At 63.7% G+C, this 24,699-nt stretch carries 25 protein-coding genes; 11 read left to right on the top strand and 14 right to left on the bottom strand.

The features are described from left to right. Positions 1-2 precede the first annotated feature (2 nt). Positions 3-224, top strand: a complete 222-nt coding sequence (locus CDE01S_RS02635; RefSeq protein WP_066703325.1) for a formate dehydrogenase subunit delta — start codon at positions 3-5, stop codon at positions 222-224. A 120-nt stretch (positions 225-344) separates the two neighbouring features. Further along, complete coding sequence (gstA, locus tag CDE01S_RS02630) at positions 345-950, top strand: glutathione transferase GstA (RefSeq protein WP_066703322.1); 606 nt, start codon at positions 345-347, stop codon at positions 948-950. A gap of 28 nt (positions 951-978) precedes the next feature. Here the strand turns inward: gstA and CDE01S_RS02625 are convergent, their stop codons facing one another. Beyond that, positions 979-2,118 (bottom strand): helix-turn-helix domain-containing protein, encoded by a 1,140-nt coding sequence (locus CDE01S_RS02625; RefSeq protein WP_066703320.1) that lies wholly within the window; start codon positions 2,116-2,118, stop codon positions 979-981. 202 nt (positions 2,119-2,320) lie between these two features. Here CDE01S_RS02625 and CDE01S_RS02620 point away from each other — a divergent pair, with 202 nt between their 5' ends. The 7 genes from CDE01S_RS02620 (at position 2,321) to CDE01S_RS02590 (ending at position 8,775) form a co-directional block, all read left to right on the top strand. Next, positions 2,321-2,797, top strand: a complete 477-nt coding sequence (locus CDE01S_RS02620; protein WP_066703318.1) for a 4Fe-4S dicluster domain-containing protein — start codon at positions 2,321-2,323, stop codon at positions 2,795-2,797. Positions 2,798-2,808: 11 nt separating this feature from the next. Continuing rightward, a complete protein-coding gene (locus CDE01S_RS02615; protein ID WP_066703312.1) occupies positions 2,809-4,656 on the top strand; it encodes an aldehyde ferredoxin oxidoreductase family protein in 1,848 nt (615 codons plus the stop codon). Between the two features lie 3 nt (positions 4,657-4,659). Then, on the top strand, positions 4,660-5,943 hold the full coding sequence (locus CDE01S_RS02610; RefSeq protein WP_066703311.1) for an NAD(P)/FAD-dependent oxidoreductase: 1,284 nt from the start codon (positions 4,660-4,662) through the stop codon (positions 5,941-5,943). A 39-nt stretch (positions 5,944-5,982) separates the two neighbouring features. Then, entirely contained in the window at positions 5,983-6,237 is a 255-nt protein-coding gene (gene thiS, locus CDE01S_RS02605; protein ID WP_066703308.1) for a sulfur carrier protein ThiS, read from the top strand. 75 nt (positions 6,238-6,312) lie between these two features. After that, positions 6,313-6,612: a hypothetical protein gene (locus CDE01S_RS02600; protein ID WP_066703305.1), complete on the top strand. Its 300-nt coding sequence runs from the start codon at positions 6,313-6,315 to the stop codon at positions 6,610-6,612. Between the two features lie 134 nt (positions 6,613-6,746). After that, a complete protein-coding gene (locus CDE01S_RS19130; protein WP_066703302.1) occupies positions 6,747-8,336 on the top strand; it encodes a methyl-accepting chemotaxis protein in 1,590 nt (529 codons plus the stop codon). 16 nt (positions 8,337-8,352) lie between these two features. After that, positions 8,353-8,775, top strand: coding sequence for a bacteriohemerythrin (locus CDE01S_RS02590; RefSeq protein WP_066703300.1), 423 nt, complete (start codon positions 8,353-8,355; stop codon positions 8,773-8,775). On the opposite strand, the gene crcB is transcribed toward CDE01S_RS02590, so the two are convergent. Both crcB and CDE01S_RS02580 read right to left on the bottom strand, forming a co-directional pair. Beyond that, the gene (gene crcB / locus CDE01S_RS02585; protein WP_066703298.1) at positions 8,776-9,165 is read right to left on the bottom strand and encodes a fluoride efflux transporter CrcB; all 390 of its coding nucleotides are present in this window, start codon (positions 9,163-9,165) and stop codon (positions 8,776-8,778) included. A 24-nt stretch (positions 9,166-9,189) separates the two neighbouring features. Then, on the bottom strand, positions 9,190-9,480 hold the full coding sequence (locus tag CDE01S_RS02580; protein ID WP_066703295.1) for a ComEA family DNA-binding protein: 291 nt from the start codon (positions 9,478-9,480) through the stop codon (positions 9,190-9,192). A 214-nt stretch (positions 9,481-9,694) separates the two neighbouring features. Here CDE01S_RS02580 and CDE01S_RS02575 point away from each other — a divergent pair, with 214 nt between their 5' ends. Continuing rightward, positions 9,695-10,300 (top strand): hypothetical protein, encoded by a 606-nt coding sequence (locus CDE01S_RS02575; protein ID WP_066703291.1) that lies wholly within the window; start codon positions 9,695-9,697, stop codon positions 10,298-10,300. A gap of 160 nt (positions 10,301-10,460) precedes the next feature. Beyond that, positions 10,461-10,763, top strand: a complete 303-nt coding sequence (locus CDE01S_RS02570; protein ID WP_169802229.1) for a DUF4156 domain-containing protein — start codon at positions 10,461-10,463, stop codon at positions 10,761-10,763. Positions 10,764-10,867: 104 nt separating this feature from the next. On the opposite strand, the gene rfaD is transcribed toward CDE01S_RS02570, so the two are convergent. The 11 genes from rfaD to gyrA form a co-directional block, all read right to left on the bottom strand. Next, positions 10,868-11,875, bottom strand: coding sequence for an ADP-glyceromanno-heptose 6-epimerase (gene rfaD, locus CDE01S_RS02565; protein WP_066703485.1), 1,008 nt, complete (start codon positions 11,873-11,875; stop codon positions 10,868-10,870). 17 nt (positions 11,876-11,892) lie between these two features. Continuing rightward, positions 11,893-12,828, bottom strand: coding sequence for a D-glycero-beta-D-manno-heptose-7-phosphate kinase (rfaE1, locus tag CDE01S_RS02560; RefSeq protein ID WP_084382650.1), 936 nt, complete (start codon positions 12,826-12,828; stop codon positions 11,893-11,895). A 153-nt stretch (positions 12,829-12,981) separates the two neighbouring features. Then, positions 12,982-14,139, bottom strand: a complete 1,158-nt coding sequence (gene lapB, locus CDE01S_RS02555; RefSeq protein ID WP_066703282.1) for a lipopolysaccharide assembly protein LapB — start codon at positions 14,137-14,139, stop codon at positions 12,982-12,984. After that, the gene (locus CDE01S_RS02550; RefSeq protein ID WP_439648662.1) at positions 14,129-14,416 is read right to left on the bottom strand and encodes a LapA family protein; all 288 of its coding nucleotides are present in this window, start codon (positions 14,414-14,416) and stop codon (positions 14,129-14,131) included. Before CDE01S_RS02550 ends, lapB begins: the two co-directional genes overlap by 11 nt. Positions 14,417-14,473: 57 nt before the next feature. Beyond that, a complete protein-coding gene (locus CDE01S_RS02545) occupies positions 14,474-14,785 on the bottom strand; it encodes an integration host factor subunit beta (protein ID WP_066703278.1) in 312 nt (103 codons plus the stop codon). A 79-nt stretch (positions 14,786-14,864) separates the two neighbouring features. Beyond that, positions 14,865-16,547 carry a 30S ribosomal protein S1 gene (rpsA, locus tag CDE01S_RS02540; protein ID WP_066703275.1) on the bottom strand — a complete coding sequence of 561 codons (1,683 nt, stop codon included), beginning with the start codon at positions 16,545-16,547 and terminating at the stop codon, positions 14,865-14,867. Positions 16,548-16,727: 180 nt separating this feature from the next. After that, complete coding sequence (locus CDE01S_RS02535) at positions 16,728-18,728, bottom strand: bifunctional 3-phosphoshikimate 1-carboxyvinyltransferase/cytidylate kinase (RefSeq protein ID WP_066703271.1); 2,001 nt, start codon at positions 18,726-18,728, stop codon at positions 16,728-16,730. Continuing rightward, positions 18,728-19,600, bottom strand: coding sequence for a prephenate dehydrogenase (locus CDE01S_RS02530; protein ID WP_066703263.1), 873 nt, complete (start codon positions 19,598-19,600; stop codon positions 18,728-18,730). Before CDE01S_RS02530 ends, CDE01S_RS02535 begins: the two co-directional genes overlap by 1 nt. A gap of 237 nt (positions 19,601-19,837) precedes the next feature. Continuing rightward, on the bottom strand, positions 19,838-20,920 hold the full coding sequence (pheA, locus tag CDE01S_RS02525) for a prephenate dehydratase (protein ID WP_066703253.1): 1,083 nt from the start codon (positions 20,918-20,920) through the stop codon (positions 19,838-19,840). A 3-nt stretch (positions 20,921-20,923) separates the two neighbouring features. Next, positions 20,924-22,015, bottom strand: a complete 1,092-nt coding sequence (serC, locus tag CDE01S_RS02520) for a 3-phosphoserine/phosphohydroxythreonine transaminase (protein WP_066703250.1) — start codon at positions 22,013-22,015, stop codon at positions 20,924-20,926. Then, positions 22,015-24,651 carry a DNA gyrase subunit A gene (gyrA, locus tag CDE01S_RS02515; RefSeq protein ID WP_066703248.1) on the bottom strand — a complete coding sequence of 879 codons (2,637 nt, stop codon included), beginning with the start codon at positions 24,649-24,651 and terminating at the stop codon, positions 22,015-22,017. Before gyrA ends, serC begins: the two co-directional genes overlap by 1 nt. Between the last annotated feature and the right edge of the window lie 48 nt (positions 24,652-24,699).

Here is a 24,699-nt window from a genome sequence, read left to right as displayed (position 1 = left end):
CCATGAACCGCGAACACCTGATCCGCATGGCCAACCAGATTGGCACCTTCTTCGAATCCATGCCCGACCGCACCGAGGCGCTGGAGGGCATTGCCACCCACCTCAAGAAGTTCTGGGACCCGCGCATGCGGCATGAGTTGCTGCAGTTGCTGGAGGAAGACGGTGAGGGTGTGCACCCCATCGTGCGCGAGGCATTGGACAAACACCGCGCGCTGATGGCCTGAGCGGGCGGGGGCATTGCCCGGCGCTCAGCAAGGCGGGCGCGGATTGCCTACACTGATGGGGCTCTGGAGCCGCGCGTTGGAATGCGCGCGCGAGCATCAACCCTCATCGATTGACACACCATGAAACTCTTCATCAAGCCCGGCGCCTGTTCCTTGTCTCCCCACATCGTGCTCGAAGAACTGGGCCTGCCCTACGAGACCGAGACCGTGGACTTCAAGAGCAAGAAGACCGCTTCGGGTGCCGACTACCTGGCCATCAATTCCAAGGGTTATGTGCCCGCGCTGCTGCTGGAAGACGGCACACTGCTGACCGAAGGCCCGGCCATCGTGCAGTACCTGGCCGACCTCAAGCCCGAGAAGAAACTGGCCCCGGCCAATGGCACGCCGGCGCGCTACCAGTTGCAAAGCTGGCTGACTTTCGTGGGCATGGAGCTGCACCGCAACTTCACCCCGCAGTTCAACCCCGCGGCTTCGCAGGACTGGAAAGACGCCGCGCGCGCCAACATCGAGCGCCGCCTGGCCTGGGTGAACGAGCAACTGGCCGGCCGCGACTACCTGATGGGTGCGGACTTCACCGTGGCCGATGCCTACCTGTTCACGGTGGTGGGCTGGACCAAGGTGGTGAAGATCGACATCAGCGCGCTGAGCAACCTCACGGCCTACCTCGGCCGCGTGGCCGCGCGCCCGGCGGTGCAGGCGGCACTCAAGGCCGAAGGTCTGGCGTAAAGAACGCTGAGGGGAAGAGCGGGGCGTTTCAGCCCCGCTTGCCGTTACCGAGCTTGCGGTAGACGGTGGCGCGGCTGATGCCCAAGGCGCGTGCAGCCTCTGCCACGTTGCCGCGAGCTTCTTCCACCGCCTTGCGGATCAGGTCGGACTCGACTTCCTTGAGCGGGCGCATGGTTGCGGTGGATGCGACCTGCATTGACATCCTGGGGGCGCGGGGCAGTGGCATGCCGCGTGCATTGAGGCTGGCCCGCACCTGCAGGCGCAGGCCGGACCACAGCGGCACCTCGATGGCACTGTTGCCGTGGCGGGCGGCGTCGAACAGCATTTCAAACGGCAGGGCAAACAGGTCGCGGCTGTGCAGGTCATCGTGGCCGGCCTGGCCGAGCTGGGGCAGCAACTGGCGTGCGGTACGGTTGGCCGCTGTCACACAGCCGTCGGCGTCGAGGGTGAGCAGGCCGTCGGCGTCGTCACCCAGCGGCAGGCCGGACCAGTTCAGCCGCAGCAGCAACTGGTGCGGACGTTGCAACACCAGCGCGTTTTCAATGGCATGCGCCGAGCGCAGCGCTAGGTGGCTGAGTTCCGGGCGCTCCGGCGCCTCGACGCCGGTGAGGTCCAGCATGCCGACGCAGCGGCCGTCCGGGCCGAACAGCGGTGTGCCGGCACAGCTGTAGACCGAGGTGTCGTTGTAGAAGTGTTCACCGCGATGCAGCCACACCGGCTGCAGTTCACGCAGGGCGGCACCAATGGCGGTGGTGCCCACGCTGCGCTCTGACAGGTCGACCCCGACACGTGTGATGACGGCGGCGCGCGGGTCGCTGCGGTCGATCGGGCCATCCACGTCCACCACCACGCCGTCCTGGTTGGTAAGGATGGCGAAGTAACGCGTGTCGGCCAGTGTGCGGCCCAGCTGCTTGAGGATGGGGCGAGCCGCCTGCACCAGTGTGTGGTTCGCTTCCGAGATCTGGCGCATGGTCTGGGCCGACACGGACTCGAAGGCCACGTGCGCAGCAGGGCGCTGGCCCTGTGCCAGGCAACGCTGCCACGAGCGCACGATCCATGGCTCCACCAGTCCGCTGGGTAAGGGGGCAGCGTCGTGCAGGGCCAGTTGCCGTGCCTGGGCAATGCGGCTCAGGCGCGAGGCGGGCAGTGTGGACGAAGACACGGACATGGAATGGAGCTGTGTGGTGTTCAGGCTGGCAATGATGCGGGCTGCCGCCTGGGCAGGTGTTGCATTTTGAGAATTTTGCCGGATTCGACCTATCCCGACTAGGGTTCTCCCTAGGGATTTGCCCGCAGTCTGCTTCAACAATTCCTATGCATTTCATTTCATAGGCAACGTGCTGCCGCACGACGACCCAGAGGAGACCTCCATGCAAAAGGTGTTGCACATCAACGCAGACAAGTGCACCGGCTGTCTGCAGTGCGAAATGGCCTGTTCCTTCGAGAACTACGGCACTTTCGCCACCGCCAAGTCGCGCATCAAGGTGTTCGACTTCCATCACACTGGCAAAAAAGTGCCGTACACCTGCACCCAGTGCGACGAAGCCTGGTGCCTGCACGCCTGCCCGGTGGAGGCCATCACCGTGGACAAGGCCACCGGTGCGAAGGTGGTGAACGACAGCACCTGCGTGGGTTGCAAGGTCTGCACCATCGCTTGCCCGTTCGGCACCATCAACTACGTGCAGGAGACCGGCAAGGTGCAGAAGTGCGATCTGTGCGGCGGCGATCCGGCCTGCGCCAGCGCTTGCCCGACCGGCGCCATCACTTTCATCGATGCCAACTGGACCGGCCTGGGCAAGATGGAGCAGTGGGCCAACAAGCTCGGCAACCAACCTTCCGCCGCTTAAGGAGAACGAACATGTCTTGGGCAGGAAAAATCCTCCGCGTCGATCTGAGCAAAGGCACCGTGAAGTCGGAGCCGCTGAACATGGATTGGGCGCACGCTTACCTGGGCTCGCGCGGCCTGGGCTCCAAATACCTGGTGGAAGAGGTTGACGCCAAGGTCGATCCGCTCTCACCAGACAACAAGATCATCTGGGCCACCGGCCCGCTGACCGGCACCATGGCCTCCACCGGCGGGCGTTACACCGTCATCACCAAAAGCCCGCTGACGGGCGCCATCGCCTGCTCCAACTCGGGCGGCTACTGGGGCGCCGAGTTCAAGATGGCCGGCTGGGACATGGTGATCTTTGAAGGCAAGAGCCCAAAGCCGGTGTACCTGTACGTGAATGACGACGTGGCAGAACTGCGCGACGCCAGCCACCTGTGGGGCCAGAGCGTGTGGCAGACCGAGGAGCTGCTGAAGAAGGGCCTGCAGGACCCGCTGCTGCGTGTGTCGAGTATCGGCAAGGCGGGTGAGAACGGTGTGCTGTTTGCGGCCGTGGTGAACGACCTGCACCGCGCTGCCGGCCGCTCGGGCGTGGGCACGGTGATGGGCAGCAAGAACCTGAAGGCGATTGCGGTGCGCGGCACCAAGGGCGTGGGCAACATCCGCGACCCGAAAGCATTCATGAAGGCCGTGGCCGAGAAGAAACAGATCCTGAAAGACAACGCGGTCACCGGCCAGGGCCTGCCGGCCTATGGCACCCAGGTGCTGATGAACGTCATCAACGAGGTGGGCGCGCTGCCCACGCGCAACCATCAGGACGTGCAGTTCGAAGGTGCCAAGGACATTTCGGCCGAGGCCATGGCCACGCCGCGCAAGACCGACGGCAAGAAGCAACTGGTGACCAACCAAGCCTGCTTCGGCTGTACCATCGCCTGCGGGCGCATCAGCAAGATGGACGAGGGCCACTTCACCGTGGCCAACAAGCCGCAGTACTGGGGCGCTTCCGGCGGCCTGGAGTACGAGGCGGCCTGGGCACTGGGTGCCGCCAATGGCGTGAACGACCTCGAATGCCTGCAGTACGCCACCATGATCTGCAACGAGGAAGGCATCGACCCGATCAGCTTCGGCGCCACCGTGGGCGCGGTGATGGAACTGTATGAAAAAGGTGTACTGACCAAGGAGCAGATCGGCATCGAGGCGCCGTTCGGTTCCGCCAAGGCGCTGGCCTTTCTGGTGGACGAAACGGTGCATGGCCGGGGCTTTGGCAAGGAGATCGGCCAGGGCTCCAAGCGCCTGACGGCCAAGTACGGCCACCCCGAGCTGTCCATGACCTCCAAGGGCCAGGAGTTCCCGGCCTACGACGGGCGGGGCATCCAGGGCATCGGCCTGGCCTATGCCACCAGCAACCGCGGCGGCTGCCACCTGCGCGGTTACACCATTGCCTCCGAGGTGCTGGGCATTCCGGTCAAGACCGACCCGCTGGAGAGTGAAGGCAAGCCGGAACTGGTGAAGGCCTTCCAGGACGCTACCGCTGCTTTTGATTCGTCCGGTCTGTGCATCTTCACCACCTTCGCCTGGGGCCTGGCCGATCTGGCGCCGCAGCTGCAGGGGGCCATTGGCGAGCAGTACACCACCGAGGAGCTGGAGAAGATCGGCGAGCGCATCTGGAACATGGAGCGTGAGTTCAACAACCGCGCCGGCCTGACGTCCAAGGACGACTCGTTGCCGAAGCGCTTGCTGACCGAAGCCGCCAAGACCGGTCCGGCCAAGGGCAAGGTCAACGAGCTGGCCAAAATGCTGCCCAAGTACTACGCGGTGCGCGGCTGGGACACCGAAGGCCGGCCCACCGCCGAGACCAAGAAGCGCCTGGGACTCTGAACCATGGCGCACCATGTGATCCTGGGCGCCGGCCCGGCCGGCGTGATCGCGGCTGAAACCTTGCGCAAGCATGCGCCGGGCGACCGCGTCACGCTGGTGGGCGAGGAGCGCGAGGCGCCGTATTCGCGCATGGCGATTCCCTACCTGCTGATGGGCAATATCGACGAGCGCGGCACCTGGCTGCGCAAGGGAGAGGCGCACTACCCGTCGCTGGGGATCAACTTGCGCCAGGCACGCGCCACCCAGGTGGACACGGCGGCACGCCGGGTGCAACTCGACAGCGGTGAGACGCTGACCTTCGACACGCTGCTGATTGCCACCGGCTCCAACCCCGCGCGCGCGCCGATCCCCGGCATCGACCTGCCGGGCGTGCACAGCTGCTGGACGCTGGCCGATGCACGCGCCATCCAGGCGCGCGCCACCCAGGGGGCGCGTGTGCTGCAGATGGGCGCCGGCTTCATCGGCTGCATCATCATGGAAGCACTGGCCATGCGTGGCGTGCACTTGAGTGTGGTGGAGATGGGCGACCGCATGGTGCCGCGCATGATGGGCCCGGTGGCTGGCGGCATGATCCGCCAGTGGTGCGAGGGCAAGGGCGTGCAGGTCTTCACCGGCACGCGCGTGGAGGCAATCACGCAGGGCAAGGACAACACGCTGGACGTCAGGCTGTCGAACGGCCAGACGCTCAACGTGGACCTGGTCATCAGCGCCACCGGCGTCAAGCCGTCGATCGGCTTTCTGGAAAACTCGGGCGTGCGCTGCCTGCAGGGTGTGCTGACCGATGAGCACATGCAGACCAATGTGCCCGGTATCTATGCCGCGGGCGATTGCGCCGAAGCGTTCGACAAGGTCAGCGGGACCACCGTGGTCAGCGCCATCCAGCCCAATGCGGCCGAGCAGGCCCGCGTGGCAGCGCTCAACATGGCGGGCCAGCGCACCGAACTGAAAGGTGTCACTCAGATCAATGTGCTCGACACGCTGGGCCTGATTTCGGCCAGTTTCGGCAACTGGCAGGGTGTGCCCGGCGGCGAGCATGCGGAACTGACCGATCTGGCCGAGGGTCGACACCTGAGCCTGCAGTTCAAGGGCGACGTGATGGTGGGCTGCAACAGCGTGGGCTGGACCGAGCACGTGGGGGTGATGCGTGGCCTGGTGGAAGGGCAGATCAGCCTGGGCGCCTGGAAAGATGTGCTGCTGAAGGACCCGACGCAGCTGGTGCCAGCCTACCTGGCCAGCGCACAGGCGCAAGGGCAGTGGAGCGGCGCGCTGGACGCGCGGCGGCGATGATGCGTGTGGCGTGGTGTGTGCCGGAGTGAGTGGGCGTTGATGAAGATTACTTTCAAGCTGTTTGCGTCGTTGACCGATTACCTGCCGCCTGCTGCGCGCGGCGACAACCGGATCGAACTGGAGGTGGCGCCGGACGCCAGCATCAGCCAGATCATTGAACCCTTTGGCCTGCCGCCCAAGCTGGTGCATCTGGTGCTGGTGAACGGTCACTACATCACGCCCGAGCAGCGCCTGAGCCGCACGCTGGCCGAAGGCGACGTGCTGGCGATCTGGCCGCCGATTGCCGGGGGATGAACGGGCGCTGCAGTTCGTCCCTGCCTTGCTGGCCCGTGCAGCCGGCGTCTGTTGAAGTCTTGGAACAACGCGGCGATGCAATCCTTCTACCCCGAGCGCTTCGAGCGTGACATGGCCTGCACCGAAGCGGAGTGGCTGCAGTGGCTGCCGCGTGCGGTGGGGCCGCATGCCTGCCAGGTCAGCGGCACGTCGGCCCAGGTGGCGATCGGCGAGGGTGAACTCCGCTTGACGTGGCAAGTGGTGCCGCCGCGTGTCATCGCGCTTCTGCGTCTGCCGCGCCTGCGGCTGGACTTTGCTTTCAGCCGCCTGGACGACGCGCAGCGCCATGCGTTCATGAAACGTTTTGACCTCTATACCCAACGCGGCGGTGGTTGATGGCGTGAGTTGCTGAGAGCTTGACGCATATCAGATTGGCCTCGTTTATGGGAGGGCCTCGCTTGGCGCCGGTCGGGGAAACCCCGAGAATGGCCACCACGTGTTCAGTGACCTGCCGCGGCAAGAGGAATCAAATGAAAATCGGCGATCTCAAAATCGGCACCCGCTTGGGTGCGGGCTTCGGCCTGCTCATCGTGACATTGCTGTGTGTCGTCACGGTGGGTGTTCAGCGCTTCACGGAAGTGGGCGAAGTCAACAACCGCATCATCGAGAAAGACTGGGTCAAGGCGGATGCGGCGCACACCATCAATGCCACCACCCGGGCCAATGCGCGCCGCACCATGGAGCTGCTGATTGCCAGCGATCCGGAGCAGGTCAAGCGCGTGAAGGCAGCGATCGAGACCAACAAGAAAACCATCGATGAGGCGCTGAAGACACTGGACCAGCTGATCTACCTGCCTGAGGGGCGGGCCTTGCTGGCGCGCCTGGGGGAAGCGCGGATCAAATATGTGAAGTCTTTCAGCCAGGTGGCCAGGCTGGTGGATGAAGGACAGAAGGAAGAGGCCACCCGCATCCTCAACAGCGAGACGCTGCCGGCGCTCGACGCGTTGCAGGAGCCGATCAATGCCCTGACCGAATTGCAGAAGAAGCTGGTGGAGCACAGCAGCGCCGAGATGCGCAACGACATCAACGCCGCGCGCAGCCTGATGCTGTTGCTGGGTGCGGTTGGCGTGGTGGCCGGCATTCTGTGTTCTGTCTTGATCACCCGTTCCATCACACGGCCCATGGGCGAGGCGGTGCAGATTGCCCGGACCGTGGCCGCCGGCGATCTCGGCAGCCATATCCAGGTGCGCACGCAAGATGAATGCGGCCAGTTGCTGCAGGCGTTGCAGGACATGAACGACAGCCTGGTCCGGATCGTGCAGCAGGTGCGGGGCGGTTCCGAGGCCATGGCCACGGCCACCAGCCAGATTGCTGCCGGCAACATCGACCTGTCGTCCCGCACCGAGGAGCAGGCCAGCGCGCTGGAGCAGACAGCAGCCTCCATGCAGGAGCTGGCTTCCACCGTCAAGCAGAACTACGAGAGCGGCAAGCATGCCAGCCAGCTGGCGGAGTCCGCCGCCAGCGTGGCCGTCAAAGGCGGCGATGTGGTGTCGCAGGTGGTGCACACCATGGATGCCATCAACACCTCGTCCGGCCGGATCGCCGACATCATTGGCGTGATTGACGGCATCGCCTTCCAGACCAACTTGCTGGCGCTCAATGCGGCGGTGGAAGCGGCACGCGCCGGTGAACAGGGACGTGGTTTTGCCGTGGTGGCGGCCGAGGTGCGCAACCTGGCCGGGCGCAGCGCCGAAGCGGCCAAGGAGATCAAGAACCTGATCGGGGCCTCGGTCAGCAATGTCAATGACGGGTGCAAGCTGGTGGAGCAGGCCGGCAGCACGATGGACGAGATCGTGGTCCATGTGCGACGCGTGGCCGACCTGATGCGCGAGATCACGACGGCCAGCCAGGACCAGGCGTCCGGCATCGACCAGATCAACCTGGCCGTTGGCCAGATGGACCAGGTGACGCAGCAGAACGCCGCGCTGGTGGAAGAGGCCGCTGCGGCGGCGCAATCGCTGGAGCACCAGGCCCAGGGGCTGGTGCATGCGGTAAGCGTGTTCCGGCTTGGCCGGCATGACGCACCCGGTGCCATGATGGCCCTGCCATCGCCCGCCTGACCCACCGGAGTTCCGCATGGCCTACTTTGAATGGGCAGAAGATCTGGCGATCGACCACGGTCCGATCGATGCGGACCACCGGCATCTGGTCGACCTGGTCAACGAGTTGCATACCGCCACCAGCGAGGGACGCGGCAGGGAAGTGGTCAACAAGGTCCTGAACGAGCTGATCGGCTACACCGCAGCGCATCTGCAGCGTGAGGAAGCGCGCATGGCGTCCGTGCATTTTCCGAATCTGGCGCGGCACAAGATCGGCCACCAGCATTTTGTGGCGAGCCTGAACGACCTGCGCCAGAAATACGAGGCGGGCAGCATCACGGTGGCGGCCCAGTTGTCGACTGTGCTGCGCGACTGGCTTTCGCTGCACATCCGCCGTTCTGACAAGGAGTTGCTTGAGTTTCTTCAGAAAACGCAAGCCAAATTGGCCTCCAAGCCTTGATCAGAATGCGCGGGCAGCTATCAAAACAGTAGCGAATTTGATGCCGGCCACGGTCAGCAACAAGGAGCCGAACAGGTGCACCGAGGCAGTGCCCAAGGCCAGCATGTAACGTTGCTGCTGCAGCATGGTCACCACCTCGGCCGAGAAGCTGGAGAAGGTGGTCAAGGCCCCCAGGAAACCCGTGACCAGCGCCAGACGCCAGATTGGATCAAGCTGCGGCAGCTGCTGGAACACGGCAACGCAAACGCCGACCAGGTAGCCACCAATCAGGTTGGCCGTCAGCGTGCCCCAGGGCAGCAGCGCACCCGGGGTGCTCAACCAGAGGCCGAGCCGCCAGCGCAACAGGGCACCGACGCTGGCACCGAGGCAAATTGCAAGGACGGAAATCATGCCCCGATGATAGCGGGCAAGGGCTTATTTTGGCGCAGTGGGCTGCTCGGCGCTGTAGCCGGCACCGTTAACGCTCAGCCCCGCGTCTGACAGCCGGGCGGCGCTGTGGCTGCGAATGCCTTTGACGCGCCGCATCAGGTCCTGCCAGTCGCGAAACGGCGCCTTCTGACGCTCGGCCAGGATCTTGCCCGAGAGCGCCGGCCCGATGCCACGGATGCTGTCAAGGTCGGCTTCGCTGGCCTGGTTGACCTCTACGGTGGCAAAGCAACTGGCCGAGACCAGCAGGGCTGAAAAGCTTGCAAGCAGTTTGCGCATGGTGTGTCAGCCTCCATGAAATCAGGAACCAGCTTGGGTATAACGTCAGGCCGGCGTTTTCGGCGCTCGGGATTTCCCGGAGCGTTCCCATGTGTTTCGCTTCTCTTGTTCAGCGCATGCGGCAGGGGATACGGCTTTGTACCGCAGAAAATGGCCAGGTTGGGAGGGGCACTGCCACTACACTTGCCCTTTTAACGCTGCGTCTGTTTCTTGCATGGAGTTCCTTCTTCCCCTGTTGCTGCTTGTGATCGCGCTGCAGTTCCTCAAAACCCGCGACCAGCGCCAGCGCATCGCCCTTTTGGGGGCGTATCTCAGCCGCTTCCAGATCGAGAAACTGATGGAGAACTTGACCGAGGGTTATTTGCGCGCCCTGGACGAGAAGGATCCGGAGCGCCGTGCGCAAATCTGGAGCATGTTGGGCACGGCGGAGCTTGAGTTGAGCGAGCAGTTCAAGCGGTTCTGCGCTGACTTTTCGACGGTCTGGGGTGACAAGACACTGGTCAGCACCCTGCCTGTGGCGATTCCCTATGCCAGCAAGCTGTTCCCGCAGGCCAGCTTCGACCTGCGCCAGGCATTGGCCATTCATGCGCAGGGGATCGCTGAAGTGGCCGAGAACCGGCGCAACCTGTCGCTGCGCGACAAGGCCTACATGTTGTCTGCCGAGCTGTTCCTGATGCAGCACAGCTGCCACTGGTTTTGCCGTTCCAAATCCGTGGCCTCGGCGCGCATGCTGGCGCGCCACCAGACGAGTCATGCACAGCTGCTTGAGTCTGTTTCGCAGCAAACGCGTGAAGCCTACCTCCGGCTGATCGGCGGCTAGCCAGGCGCCGGCTCACGCCGCGGCCAGGTCACCACGACGACGTCTCTGATCGGTGTGGGCGTGGGAGAGGATGGGGGGCACAGGTGTGTGCTGCCGGTTCGTGTCACCTGTGCTGGAACTCATGTTTAATATCCAGGCTTCAATCACTCGGGAGGTGGCGATGCGTCGCATTCTTTTCATCATGTCCGTGGCACTGGCTGGGTGCGCTACGTCGTTGACGGATGGGGCGGCCCGCATCCGTGTCATCCAGAATGACAGCCCTGCAGCGAAGGCTTGTACTCAGCTCGGCTCTGTTGCCGGCAGGTCCAAGGGCTTGCTGTTCGAGTCTGCTGCGAAGTCCAAAGCCATGGCAGATTTGCTTGATGCCGCAGCCAACATGGGAGCGGACACTGTGGCCATCGTGAAAACGACGGAGGCAGAAGAGGTGATCACCTTGTATGGGGTGGCCTTGAAGTGCCTCTGAGACAGGGGCCAAAACAAAGGCCGGTGAGCGACTGCTCAACCGGCCTTTGTTTTGTGGCATGAGAAACAACGCGTGTGTTGTCAGTTGGCTCCTGATGAGCGCATTCAGGCCTGGCTGGCCAGCCACTGCACGTACTTCGCCACACCGGTTTGCACATCGGCAAAGGCATGGTTGCAGCCCGTGGCGCGCAGCTTGGCCAGGTCGGCCTGGGTGTAACACTGGTACTTGCCGCGCAACGCATCGGGGAAGGGGATGTACTCGATCAGGCCTTGGGCCACGATGTCGGCGAGCGACAGGGCCGACTCACCCTGCAGGCTGCGCAGCGTGTTGACCACGCCCACGGCCACGTCGTTGAAGGGCTGGGCGCGGCCGGAGCCGAGGTTGAACACGCCGTTTTGGCCCGGGTTGTCGTAGAACCAGAGATTCACGGCCACCACGTCGTCCACAAACACGAAGTCGCGCATCTGCTCACCTTGGGCGTAACCGCCGTACGCGCCGAACAGTTTGACCTTGCCCTCGGCCCGGAACTGGTTGAACTGGTGGAAGGCCACACTGGCCATGCGGCCCTTGTGCTGCTCACGTGGGCCGTAGACGTTGAAGTAGCGGAAGCCCACCACCTGGGTCTTGGCTTTTTCGAACTGGGGGCCGAGTTCGCGGCGCATGCGCTGGTCGAACAGCAGCTTGGAGTAGCCGTAGACATTGAGCGGGCGCTCGAACTCCGGCACTTCGCGGAAGGTGTCGGAGCCGCCGTAGGTGGCCGCCGAGGAGGCATAGAGCAGGCGCGTGCCCTGCTGCTGGCAGGCCTGGAACAGCTCGGTGGACAGCGTGTAGTTGTTGTCCATCATGTACTTGCCGTCCTGCTCCATGGTGTCGCTGCAGGCGCCCTCATGGAACACGGCCTCGACCTGGCCATAGTGCCGCTCGTCGAACAGTGGGTAGAAATCGTCAAGGTCGACGTAGTCGGCAATCTTCAGGTCGGCCAAGTTGCGGAACTTGTCGCCCTGACTCAGGTCGTCAACGGCGATGATGTCGTCGATGCCGCGGGCATTGAGCCCCTTGATGATGTTGCTGCCGATAAAACCCGCAGCCCCCGTAACTACAACGCGTGTCATGGTGTGGTCCTTCAAATTCAGTTTGTGGCAAACAGCTCGTCATAGCTGACGGTGGCGGTGCCGAACTTGCCGACCACGATGCCGCCGGCACGGTTGGCCAGCGGCATGGCCTGGCGCAGGCTCAGGCCCGCGGCCACCAGTGCGGCCATGGTGGCAATCACGGTGTCGCCGGCACCGGTGACGTCGAACACCTCACGTGCCTGCGCGGCGACACTGAGTTCGCCTTCATCGTCATAAAGCGTCATGCCTTCTTCGCTGCGCGTGAGCAGCAGGGCCTGCAGGCCAAGTTGCCGGCGCAGGTTCTGGGCCTTGCCGCGCAGCTCGTCTTCGTCGCGCCAGCCGCCCACCACCTGCTGCAGTTCAGCGCGGTTGGGTGTGATGACAGTGGCGCCGCTGTAACGCGAGTAGTCGGAGCCCTTGGGATCGATCAGGACCGGCTTGCCGGCCGCCTTGGCATGCTCGATCATGTCGTGCACATGGTCCAGGCCACCCTTGCCGTAGTCGGAAAACAGCACGGCGTCATGGCTGGACAGCAGGTTGCGGAAGGTGGCCGTCTGCGACGCCAGCACTTCGCTCTTGGGGGTGTTCTCGAAGTCGAGCCGGATCAGCTGCTGCTGGCGGCCAATGATGCGCAGCTTGACGGTGGTCTGCAGCTGGGCGTCACGGTCGAAGTAGGGGGTGATGCCGGTCTTGGCCACCAGCTGTTCCAGCTTGTGGCTGGCATCATCCTCGCCCACGACCGTCAACAACGAAGCCCGGGCACCCAGCGCCACCACGTTGCTGGCCACATTGGCGGCACCGCCAATGCGTTCTTCCTCGCGCGTGATGCGCACCACCGGCACCGGCGCCTCCGGGCTGATGCGGTCCACCGCACCGTACCAGTAGCGGTCGATCATGGCGTCGCCGACCACGAGCACGCGCGCCTTGGACAGTTGTTCTTGAGTTATTTTCATTGGCATGTCAGAGATGCTGGTTGCCGAATTACAGCAGGCACAAAGAAGCATAGTCGGGGACACCCGCAGAACCGGCTTTGCCGGGCTGCTGGGTGTGCCCCCTTGAGGGGGGATGCGAACTACACGCAGTGAGCGAGAGTCGGGGGTGCCTCATTACAGCTCTTCTACCCGCCGCGCCGGATAGCTGTCCCAGGTCTGGCAACCCGGGCATTGCCAGAAATGCTGTTTGGCCTCGAAGCCGCAGGCGGCGCAGCGGTAGCGCGTCAAGGGTTTGACGGCGTGGTCCAGCGCGCGTTGCACCTGCGGATGGAATTGTTCATGCTCCAGCTTTTCGCCCGCAATCCATTTGGCAGCGGCTACCAATGACGGCTCGTTTTCGAGATGGCGCACGTACCAGTCGCGTGCTGTGTGGCCATTGCTGCCCTGGGTTGCTTCCAGGGCAACGATGGCTTCCAGCACATCCAGCGAGGGGGCCTGTTCATAGCTGGCCTTGAGTTGTGGCAGCACGGTCGGGACACGGCCGCTGGCGATGGCTACATTGGCGAGCGGCGCTGCGACCAAGGGCGTGGCCGCCGGGGCCGCCTGAAGTGTCGTTTCCAGCGTGGTGCAGGCTGCGGCGTGGTCCCCCTGGCTGCTGAGCAGGCTGGCCAGCTCAATGCGTGGGCGCGGCGCAGCGGGGGCTGTTGTCATGGCCTGTTCCAGCAGGCTGCGGGCCTGAGCGGTTTCTCCGGCGGTCAGATGGGCCGCCGCCTGCTCGCACAAATAGTGGGCGAGACGGCTGCTGAAGCTGCCGCTGTCCGAATTGTCCAGCTTGCTGGCAATGCTGGCCGCTTGCGGCCAGTCGCGTGAGCGTTCGTAGTTGGCCAGCAGGGCCAGACGGGCCTGCGCTTCAAACGGCGTACCTTCGAGCTTGAGCAGGGCGTCTTCTGCCCGGTCGAGCAAGCCGGCTTTCAGGAAGTCGAGGGCCAGCGCATGCTGGGCGCGCTGGCGGTCCGCCTCGGAGAGGTCACCGCGTGACAACAGGTGTTCATGCACGCGCACGGCGCGTTCGTACTCGCCACGGCGACGGAACAGGTTGCCCAGGGCAAAGTGCAGTTCCGAGGTGTCGGGGTCGTGCTGCACGGCTTCGATGAAGGCATCGATGGCCTGGTCCTGCTGCTCGTTGAGCAGGAAGTTCAGGCCGCGGAAATAGGCCTTGGGCGTCTGCCGGTTCTCGATGCGCAGCTGGCGCAAGTCGAATCGCGAAGCCAGCCAGCCCAGGCCGAAGGCCAGGGGCAGGCCCAGCAGGATCCAGCTCAGATCAAAGTCCATGGGGTGGTACGGGCGGTTGAGGTGGCGCGCTGGGGGTGACGGCGGCTGCGGTGTGCACACGGCTGGCGGCACTGCGGTGCTTCCACCAGCGCGGCACCATGGCCAGAACGCCGGCGACCAGTCCGGCGGCAAATGCGGCCAGTACCACCAGCACCAGCGGGGTTCGCCACGCGGTGCCAAAGAAGAAATGCACCGTCGCATCCTGCTGGTTGTTCAGGGCGAAGGCAAAAAGGGTGAAAAAAATGGCTGCTTTCAGTATCCACCTGAGCAGCCACATGAGGTGTTTCATTGATCTCCTCTGTGACGAGGGGATTCTAACGTTGCGTTGGGTCCGTCAGCTTTTGCTCTGGACCTGCATTTCGCTGGTGCGCTGGTCCACGGCTTCACGCAAGGCCTTGCCTGGCTTGAAGTGGGGAACGCGCTTTTCGGGGATGGCCACACTCTCGCCACTGCGCGGGTTGCGTCCCATGCGGGGCGGTCGGCGGTTGATGGAGAAACTGCCAAAGCCGCGGATTTCGATCCGGTGACCACGTACCAGGGCGTCGTTCATGGCATCCAGAATGGCCTTGACCGCGAATTCGGCATCGCGGTGGGTCAGTTGGCTGAAACGGTTGGCCAGTTCTTCAACGAGGTCGGAGCGGGTCATGGCAATTCAGGGTATGGCGAAGAAAAAACGACCGGCGCCTGCAGGCAACCGGCCGTTTGTTCAGGTCAGCAACAGCAGATCAGTTGTTGTTGTCCAGTTTGGCACGCAGCAGGGCGCCCAGGCTGGTCGTGCCAGCGTTTTCGCGGGCAGACTGCTGGCTCAGGGACTGCATGGCTTCATTCTGGTCTGCCATGTCCTTGGCCTTGATGGACAGCTGGATGTTGCGGGTCTTACGATCCACGTTCACCACCACAGCGGTCACTTCATCGCCTTCCTTCAGCACATTGCGGGCATCTTCCACGCGGTCGCGGGAGATTTCGCTGGCGCGCAGGTAACCGATGATGTCGTCGCCGAGGTCGATTTCAGCGCCCTTGGCATCCACGGTCTTGACCTTGCCGGTCACGGTCTGGCCCTTGTCGTTGATCGACACGAAGGTCGTGAACGGGTCGGAGTCCAGCTGCTTGATGCCCAGGGAGATGCGCTCGCGGTCCACATCCACGGCCAGCACGATGGCTTCGACTTCCTGACCCTTCTTGTAGTTGCGCACGGCGGCTTCGCCGGGCTCGTTCCAGGACAGGTCGGACAGGTGCACCAGGCCGTCGATGCCGGCAGCCAGGCCAACGAACACGCCGAAGTCGGTGATCGACTTGATCGGGCCCTTGACGCGGTCGCCGCGCTTGGTGTTCTGCGCGAATTCCTGCCACGGGTTGGCCTTGCACTGCTTCATGCCCAAGCTGATGCGGCGCTTGTCTTCGTCGATCTCGAGGACCATGACTTCGACTTCGTCACCCAGGGAGACGATCTTGGAAGGGGCCACATTCTTGTTGGTCCAGTCCATTTCGGACACGTGCACCAGACCTTCGATGCCGGGCTCGAGTTCCACAAACGCGCCGTAGTCGGCGATGTTGGTGATCTTGCCGAACATGCGGGTGCCTTGCGGGTAGCGGCGGTTCACGCCCATCCACGGGTCGTCGCCCATCTGCTTGAGACCCAGGGACACACGGTTCTTCTCGGTGTCGAACTTGAGGATCTTGGCGGAGATTTCCTGGCCAGCCTGAACGACTTCGCTCGGGTGGCGGACGCGGCGCCATGCCATGTCGGTGATGTGCAGCAGACCGTCAATGCCGCCCAGGTCCACGAAGGCACCGTATTCGGTGATGTTCTTGACCACGCCTTGCACCACAGAGCCTTCTTTCAGGGTCTGCATCAGCTTGGCGCGCTCTTCGCCCATGGAGGCTTCCACCACGGCGCGGCGGCTCAGCACCACGTTGTTGCGCTTGCGGTCGAGCTTGATGACCTTGAACTCCATGGTCTTGTTCTCGTACGGAGACAGATCCTTGGTCGGACGGGTGTCAACCAGCGAGCCGGGCAGGAAGGCGCGGATGCCGTTGACCAGCACGGTCAGGCCACCCTTGACCTTGCCGCTGGTGGTACCGGTGACGAATTCGCCGGATTCCAGGGCCTTTTCCAGGCTCATCCAGGAAGCCAGGCGCTTGGCGGTGTCGCGCGACAGGATAGTGTCGCCGTAGCCGTTTTCGATGGAGCCAATGGCCACGGAAACGAAGTCGCCCACTTGGACTTCGAGCACGCCCTGGTCGTTCTTGAATTCCTCGATCGGCACGTAGGCTTCGGACTTCAGGCCGGCGTTCACGACGACGAAGCCGTGCTCGATGCGCACGACTTCGGCGGTGATCACTTCGCCCGGACGCATTTCGGTGCGTTGCAGGGATTCTTCAAACAGGGCGGCAAAAGATTCAGACATTTAATTTCCTAGACCGTCTGGGCGTCCATGGCATGGAACCATGGCGTTACAGCAGCACCATTGCTGCTGGGGGATAGCTTTCGACGGCGGTTTGTGCGGATGACCCGCGGGTTACGTTGTTGAGCCACACGGCCGTGCGCAATGCATGCGCGAGGGGAGCCGTGTGGGCCGTTCAGCCGCTCAGACTTTGCTGAAAGGCTGTTTGTCCTGCCACCAGTCCAGCACCAGATCAAGCGACTTTTCAATCGAGAGATCCGAGTTGTCCAGCAACCGGGCATCTTGTGCCGGCTTGAGTGGCGCGACCGCGCGGGAGGTGTCCCGGGCATCGCGCGCCTCCAGATCGGCGCGAAGATCTGACAATATAGCCGAAATTCCCTTTGAAATCAACTGCTTATGACGTCGCTCAGCGCGTTTTTCGGCGCTCGCGGTCAAAAACACCTTGAGCGGGGCGTCGGGGAAGATCACGGTGCCCATGTCGCGGCCGTCGGCCACCAGGCCCGGCAGCCGACGGAAACTGTGCTGCAGGGCGACCAGCGCGGTACGCACGGCGGGCAGGGCCGAGACCTTGGAGGCATTCATGCCACCTTGCTCACTGCGGATGGCGTTGCTGACGTCCTCGCCGGCCAACAGGACCTGCTCGCCCACGAAACGCACCGGCAAATGCTTGGCCAGGGCCGCAATGGCCGCTTCGTTGGCAGGTTCCAGCGTCAGGCCGGCGCGCAGGGCGGCCAGCGCGGTCACGCGGTAGAGCGCGCCGGAGTCCAGGTAGTGGTAGCCCAGTGCCTGCGCCAGACGGGCGGCCAGCGTACCCTTGCCGGAAGCGGTGGGACCGTCGACGCAAAGCACCGGCACGCTACTGGGCACGGGGGTCGTGACCGAGAACAGTGCTTCAAAGTAGTCGGGAAAGGTCTTGCCGACGCACTTGGGGTCGAGGATGCGTACCGGGAGCTGGGCCTGGTTGAAGGCAGCCAGCGAGAAGCACATGGCGATCCGATGGTCGTCGTAGGTGTGAATGCTGGCGGCTTTCCAGCCGGTGGCCTGCGGCAGGGGCTGGATGCGGATGAAGTCCGGGCCTTCCTCCACCGTGGCGCCGAGCTTGCGCAACTCGGTGGCCATGGCGGCAATGCGGTCGGTTTCCTTGACACGCCAGCTGGCAATGTTGCGCAGTGTCGTGGGGCCGTCGGCATACAGCGCCATCACGGCCAGGGTCATGGCAGCGTCGGGAATGTGGTTGCAGTCAAGGTCCAGCGCCTTGAGCGGCCAACTGCCTTTCGAAATTTCCAGCCAGTTCGGGCCGCTGGTGACGTGGGCCCCCATCAGACGCGCCGCATCGATGAATCTGATGTCGCCCTGGATCGAGCTTTCGCCGACGCCCTCGATGCGCACAGGGGCAGACTGATTGGCGGCGATGGCGCCCAGGGCGATGAAGTAGCTGGCCGAGGAGGCGTCGGCCTCCACATGCAGCACACCGGGCGTCTGGTAGCGGCTGCCAGCGGGAATGGTGAAACGCTGCCAACCTTCGCGCCGCACGGCAATGCCGAAGCGTGCCAGCAGATTGAGGGTGATCTCGATGTAAGGCTTGGAGATCAGTTCGCCAACAACCTCGATGGTGATGTCCTTGCTCGCGACCAGAGGCAGTGCCATCAGCAGGGCCGTGAGGAACTGGCTGGAGACGTCGCCGCGCACCCGGATGGGCGCGTCGAGCTTCAGGGTCGGGCGACCGATGCGCAGCGGCGGGTAGCCGTCGTTGCCGAGATAGTCAATCTGGCAGCCGAGTTGGCGCAGCGCATCAACGAGGTCGCCGATCGGACGCTCGTGCATGCGCGGGATGCCGGACAGCTCGAAGTCGCCTCCCAACACGGCCAGGGCCGCGGTCAGTGGCCGCATGGCCGTGCCGGCATTGCCCATGAAGAACTTCAGGGCGGTGGCGGGGAGTTTGCCGTCGAGGCCATCGATGACGACGGTGGTGCCATCCTGCTGCACGCCACAGCCCAGTTGGCGCAGCGCCGCCAGCATGACGCGCGTGTCGTCGGAGTCCAGCAGGTCGTGCAGGGTGGTGCGGCCGCAGCACAAGGCGGCCAGCAGCAGCACGCGGTTGGAAATGCTCTTGGAGCCGGGCAGCACGACGCAGCCTTGGGCGCCGGCCAGCGGCGGCAGATCTAGAAACTCGGTGGCAAACATTATTTTTGGAACTTGTTCATGCTCCAGCCGGCGCGCGCGCGGCTGGCCTGGTCGATCAGACCTTCAAGCGCCTCGCCGTTGCCGTTGGAGATCATGAGCTCCAAGGCCTGCAGCTGTCGCTGGAAGATCTGGGACTGGGCCAGCAATTCTTCCCGGTTGGAGATCAGGATGTCGCGCCAGACATGGGGATCGCTGGCGGCGATGCGGGTGAAGTCGCGGAAACCAGGCCCGGCCAGCGACAGGAAGTCCTTGCCTTGCGGTTGACTGGTGATCGAATTCATCAGGGCAAAGGCCAGCAGGTGCGGCAGGTGGCTGACCGAGGCAAAGGCCGCATCGTGCGCTTCGGGGGACATCTGCTGCACACGGCAGCCCAGCGCAGTCCAGACATCGACGGCTTGCTGCAGCTGGGTAGGCTGGGTGCGCTCAATCGGCGTCAGGATGACCTGTTTGCCGGCGTAGAGATCGGGGTCGGCATGGTCAACCCCGGAGACTTCCTTGCCGGCAATCGGGTGGGCTGGCACGAAGGAGCCGATGTGATCGCGCAGGGCACGACGGCCGGCGTCGATGACATCGCGTTTGGTCGAGCCGACGTCCATGATCAGCATCTGCGGCGAGACGAGATGACGGATGGCCTTGAAGGTGGCCTCGGTGGCGGCCACCGGCACCGCGATCAGCACGATGTCGGCACCTGAGACGGCCAGCAGTGCGGAGGGGGCCTCGACGTCGATCACACCCAGTTGCCGGGCCCGTTCCGTGGTGGAGGGGGACTTGCTGTAGCCGACGACACGCTTGACCAGGCCGGCGCGCTTGAGGGCCAGCGCAAAGGAGCCGCCCATCAGACCGCAGCCAATAAGTCCGAGTTGTTCAAACATCTTGAGCCGCCGGACCGCTCCAAGGCGAGAAGCGCCCCCTCAGGGGGCAGCGAGTGACACGAAGTGCGCGAGTGTGGGGGAACTCGATTTTTGCCGCCGGGCCACCCCAAGGTGCTCTGAACCGCTTGGCGGTCAGCCCCGCCGGGGAAATGCGACCCCGAGACCAAGCAGAGCGCAGGGCAGGCCTGCGCTTGGGGGCAGCGAATGACACGAAGTGCATGAGCGTGGGGGCCTTCATTACTCAGACACCGGGTAAGTGCCCAGCACCTTGTAAAAGGCGCACAGGCCCTGCAGTTCCTGCAGGGCCGCGGCAACATGGGGTTGCGAGAGGTGGCCCTGGATGTCGATGTAGAAGTAGTACTCCCACTGGCCGGAACGTGCCGGACGCGACTCGAAGCGTGTCATGGAGACACCATGCCTCTTCAGTGGCACCAGCAGGTCGTGCACGGCGCCGGGACGGTTGGGGACCGAGACGATCAGGCTCACGCAGTCCTTGCCCGACGCCTCGGGGGCCGGCATGGTCTGCGGCAGGCAGACCACGGCGAAGCGGGTGCGGTTGTAGGCGTCGTCCTGGATGGCATGCGCCACCACATGCAGGCCGAATTCGCTGCCGGCGCGCTCGCTGGCGATGCCGGCCCAGGCCGGATTGCTGGCGGCCAGGCGTGCGCCTTCGGCATTGCTGGCGGCCGCATGGCGCTCGGCGTGCGGCAGATGGGTGTTGAGCCAGTTCTGGCACTGGGCCAAGGCCTGCGGATGAGCGTAGACTGCCTCGATGCCTTCGAGCGAGTCGGACCGGCGCAGCAGGTTGTGGCGTACCAGCAGGCTGGTCTCGCCGATGACGTGCAGCGGCGAGGTCAGGAACAGGTCGAGCGAACGCGACACCATGCCCTCGGTGGAGTTCTCCATCGGGACCACGCCGTACTGGGCGCTGCCGGCAGCGGTGGCGCGGAACACCTCGTCGATGCTGCCGCAGGGCATGCGTTCAATGCTGGAGCCGAAGAACTGTTCTGCCGCCTGTTCGCTGAAGGTACCGGCGGGACCGAGGTAGGCCACGCGTTGCGGCGCTTCCAGGGCGCGGCAGGCAGACATGATCTCGCGCCAGATGGTGGCTACGCTGTCGCGCTTGAGCGGTCCGGGATTGGCGGTCTGCAGGCTGGCAATGACCTGGGCCTCGCGTTCGGGGCGGAACACCGGTGAACCATCAATTTTCTTGATCTCGCCCACATCATGGGCCAAGGCGGCACGGCGGTTGAGCAGGGCCAGCAGCTCCTGGTCCAGGGCGTCAATCTGTACGCGCAGTTCTGAAAGGGTCTTGGCCATGACTCAGCTTTGCGTACGTTCGAATTCTTGCATGTAGGACACGAGCGTCTGCACGCCCTCGATCGGCATGGCGTTGTAGAGGCTGGCACGCATGCCGCCGACCGACTTGTGGCCCTTGAGTTGCAACAGGCCCGCCGTCTTGGCTCCTGCCAGGAAAGCTTCGTTGCGGGATTCGTCGCGCAGGAAAAAAGGCACATTCATGCGCGAGCGACAGACTGGATCAACCTTGTTGAGGTAGAGCTGTGAGCTGTCGATGTAGCTGTAGAGCAGCTCGGCTTTGGCGATGTTGCGCGCCTCGATGGCCGGCACGCCGCCCAGTTTCTTGAGCCACTGGAAGATCAGGCCGGCCATGTAGATGGCGAAGGTCGGCGGCGTGTTGAACATGGACTGGTTGTCGGCCACGGTTTTGTAGTCGAAGGCGCTGGGGCAGGCTGGCAGGGCATGGCCCAGCAGATCTTCGCGCACGATCACCAGGGTCAGGCCGGCCGGGCCGATGTTCTTCTGCGCGCCGCCGAAGGCCAGGCCGACGCGCGACCAGTCCACCGGGCGCGACGCCACCTGGGATGAGAAGTCGACCACCAGCGGAGCACTGGAGCCGAGTGCCTTCAGGTCGGGCAACTCGTGGAATTCGACGCCATGAATGGTTTCATTCGAGCAGATGTGCACGTAGCTCGCATCTGCGCTGAGCTGCCAGTCGGCCGATGCAGGCAGTTGGGTGAATCCATGGGCTTCGTCCGTGGCTGCAACATGCGCTTGGCAGTACTTGCGCGCTTCCTTGAGTGACTTCTGGCTCCAGCTGCCGGTGAGCACGAAGTCCGCCTTGCCGCCACGCGACAGATTGAGCGGAACGATGGCGTTCTCCGCCAAGCCACCGCCCTGCATGAACAGGATCTGGAAGTTCTTCGGTACCGCCAGCAGTTCGCGCAGATCGGCCTGGGCCTGTTCGTAGATGCTGATGAACTCCTTGCCGCGATGGCTCATCTCCATGACACCCATGCCGCTGCCATGCCAGTCCAGCATCTCGCTGGCGGCCTGCTGCAGCACTTCGGGGGCGATGGTGGCCGGGCCGGCCGAGAAGTTGAAAGGGCGCGACATCAGGCCTCGTCTCCCTCGGCGGCATCAGCCTCGCCCTCACCTTCGCCGGTGTTGGCGTCGTTTTCGACAATGCGTTGCAGGCCGCTCAGTTTGGAGCCTTCGTCCAAGCCGATCAGGGTGACGCCCTGGGTGGCGCGGCCAAGTTCACGGATTTCACTGACCCGGGTGCGTACCAGCACACCGCGGTCGGTGATCAACATGATCTCGTCGTCGGTATGGACCAGTGTCGCGGCGACGACCTTGCCGTTGCGCTCGGATTGCTGGATGGCAATCATGCCCTTGGTACCACGGCCATGGCGCGTGTACTCGGTGATGGATGTTCGTTTGCCATAGCCGTTTTCCGTGGCCGTCAGCACGCTTTGCTGCTCGTCTTCGGCCACCAGCATGGCAATCACGCTTTGTCCTTCTTCGAGCATCATGCCGCGCACGCCGCGCGCATTGCGGCCCATGGGGCGCACGTCGTTCTCGTCGAAGCGCACGGCTTTGCCGCCGTCGGAGAACAGCATGACATCATGCTTGCCGTCCGTCAGCGCGGCGCCAATCAGGAAGTCGCCGGCGTCGAGGTCCACAGCAATGATGCCGGCTTTGCGCGGGTTGCTGAACTCATCGAGCGTGGTTTTCTTGACCGTGCCCATGGAGGTCGCCATGAACACGTAGTGGTCGGCCGGAAAGCTGCGGGATTCACCAGTCAGCGGCAGCACCACGGTGATCTTCTCGCCCTCTTGCAGCGGGAACATGTTGACGATCGGGCGGCCACGCGAACCACGCGAACCGGCGGGAACCTCCCAGACCTTGAGCCAATACAGGCGGCCGCGGTTGGAGAAGCACAGGATGTAGTCGTGCGTGTTGGCAATGAAGAGCTGGTCGATCCAGTCATCTTCCTTGGTGGCGGTGGCCTGCTTGCCACGGCCGCCGCGCTTTTGCGCGCGGTACTCGCCCAAGGGTTGGCTCTTGATGTAGCCGCTGTGGCTCAGTGTCACCACCATGTCGGTCGGCGTGATCAGATCTTCGGTCGCCAGATCCTGGGCGTTGTGCTCGACCTCGCTGCGACGCATGCCAACCTTGGCCTGGCCGAACTCCTGCTTGATGGCGCCGAGCTCCTCGCTGATGATGACCGAGACGCGCTCCGGCTTGGCCAGGATGTCGAGCAGATCTTCAATCTCGGCCATGACGTCCTTGTACTCGGCCACGATCTTGTCCTGTTCCAGGCCGGTCAGGCGCTGCAGGCGCATCTGCAGGATTTCCTGGGCCTGGGTGTCGGACAGGCGGTACAGGCCATCGCTGCCCATGCCATAGTTCTTTTCCAGGCTTTCCGGGCGGTAGTCGTCTGCATTGACCACGCCGCCATCGGCGCGGGTGCGGGTGAGCATCTCGCGCACCAGTTTGCTGTCCCAGGGTTTGCTCATCAACTCGGCCTTGGCCACCGGCGGGGTGGGGGCGTTGCGGATGATGGCGATGAAATCGTCGATGTTGGCCAGGGCCACTGCCAGGCCTTCGAGCACATGACCGCGCTCGCGGGCCTTGCGCAGGTTGAACACCGTGCGGCGTGTTACCACTTCGCGGCGGTGGTCGAGGAAGACCTCGATCAGGTCCTTCAGGTTACACAGCTTGGGTTGGCCGTTGATCAGGGCCACCATGTTCATGCCGAAGGTGTCCTGCAGCTGGGTCTGTTTGTACAGGTTGTTGAGCACCACCTCGGGTACTTCGCCGCGTTTGAGTTCGATCACCACGCGCATGCCCGACTTGTCGGACTCGTCTTGGATGTGACTGATGCCTTCGATCTTCTTCTCGTGCACCAGTTCGGCGATGCGCTCCAGCAAGGTCTTCTTGTTGACTTGGTAGGGCAACTCGTCCACGATGATGGACTGGCGCTGACCCTTGTCGATGTCCTCAAAGTGGCAACGGGCGCGCATCACGATGCGGCCGCGGCCCGTGCGGTAGCCTTCCTTGACGCCGCTGATGCCGTAGATGATGCCGGCGGTAGGAAAGTCAGGCGCTGGGATGATCTCCATCAGCTCGTCGATGGAGGCCTCGGGGTTGCGCAACAGGTGCAGGCAGGCGTCCACCACCTCGTTCAGATTGTGTGGTGGGATGTTGGTGGCCATGCCCACCGCAATGCCGCCAGAGCCGTTGACCAGCAGGTTGGGCAGACGGCTGGGCAGCACCAGCGGCTCTTTCTCCGAACCGTCATAGTTGGGGCCGAAATCCACCGTTTCCTTGTCGATGTCCGCCAACATCTCATGGGCGATCTTGGCCAAGCGGATTTCGGTGTAACGCATGGCGGCGGCGCTGTCGCCGTCGACCGAGCCGAAGTTGCCCTGGCCGTCCACCAGCATGTGGCGCATGGAGAAATCCTGTGCCATGCGCACGATGGTGTCGTAAACCGACTGATCTCCGTGCGGGTGGTATTTACCAATGACGTCACCGACGATACGGGCCGACTTCTTGTAGGCCCGGTTCCAATCGTTGTTGAGCTCATGCATTGCATACAGCACGCGCCGGTGAACAGGCTTCAAGCCATCCCGTGCATCGGGCAGGGCGCGGCCCACGATCACGCTCATGGCGTAATCAAGGTAGCTGCGCCGCATTTCCTCTTCAAGGCTGATGGGCAGGGTTTCTTTGGCGAACTGGGTCATGGAGCGCTCTGGTCAAGGACGTGGGCAATCTGCCATTTTAAGGTGCCG

It is taken from the genome of Curvibacter delicatus NBRC 14919, assembly GCF_001592265.1.
Classification (GTDB): Bacteria; Pseudomonadota; Gammaproteobacteria; order Burkholderiales; family Burkholderiaceae_C; genus Hylemonella; species Hylemonella delicata.
This window is presented reverse-complemented; position numbering and strand designations above follow the sequence as displayed.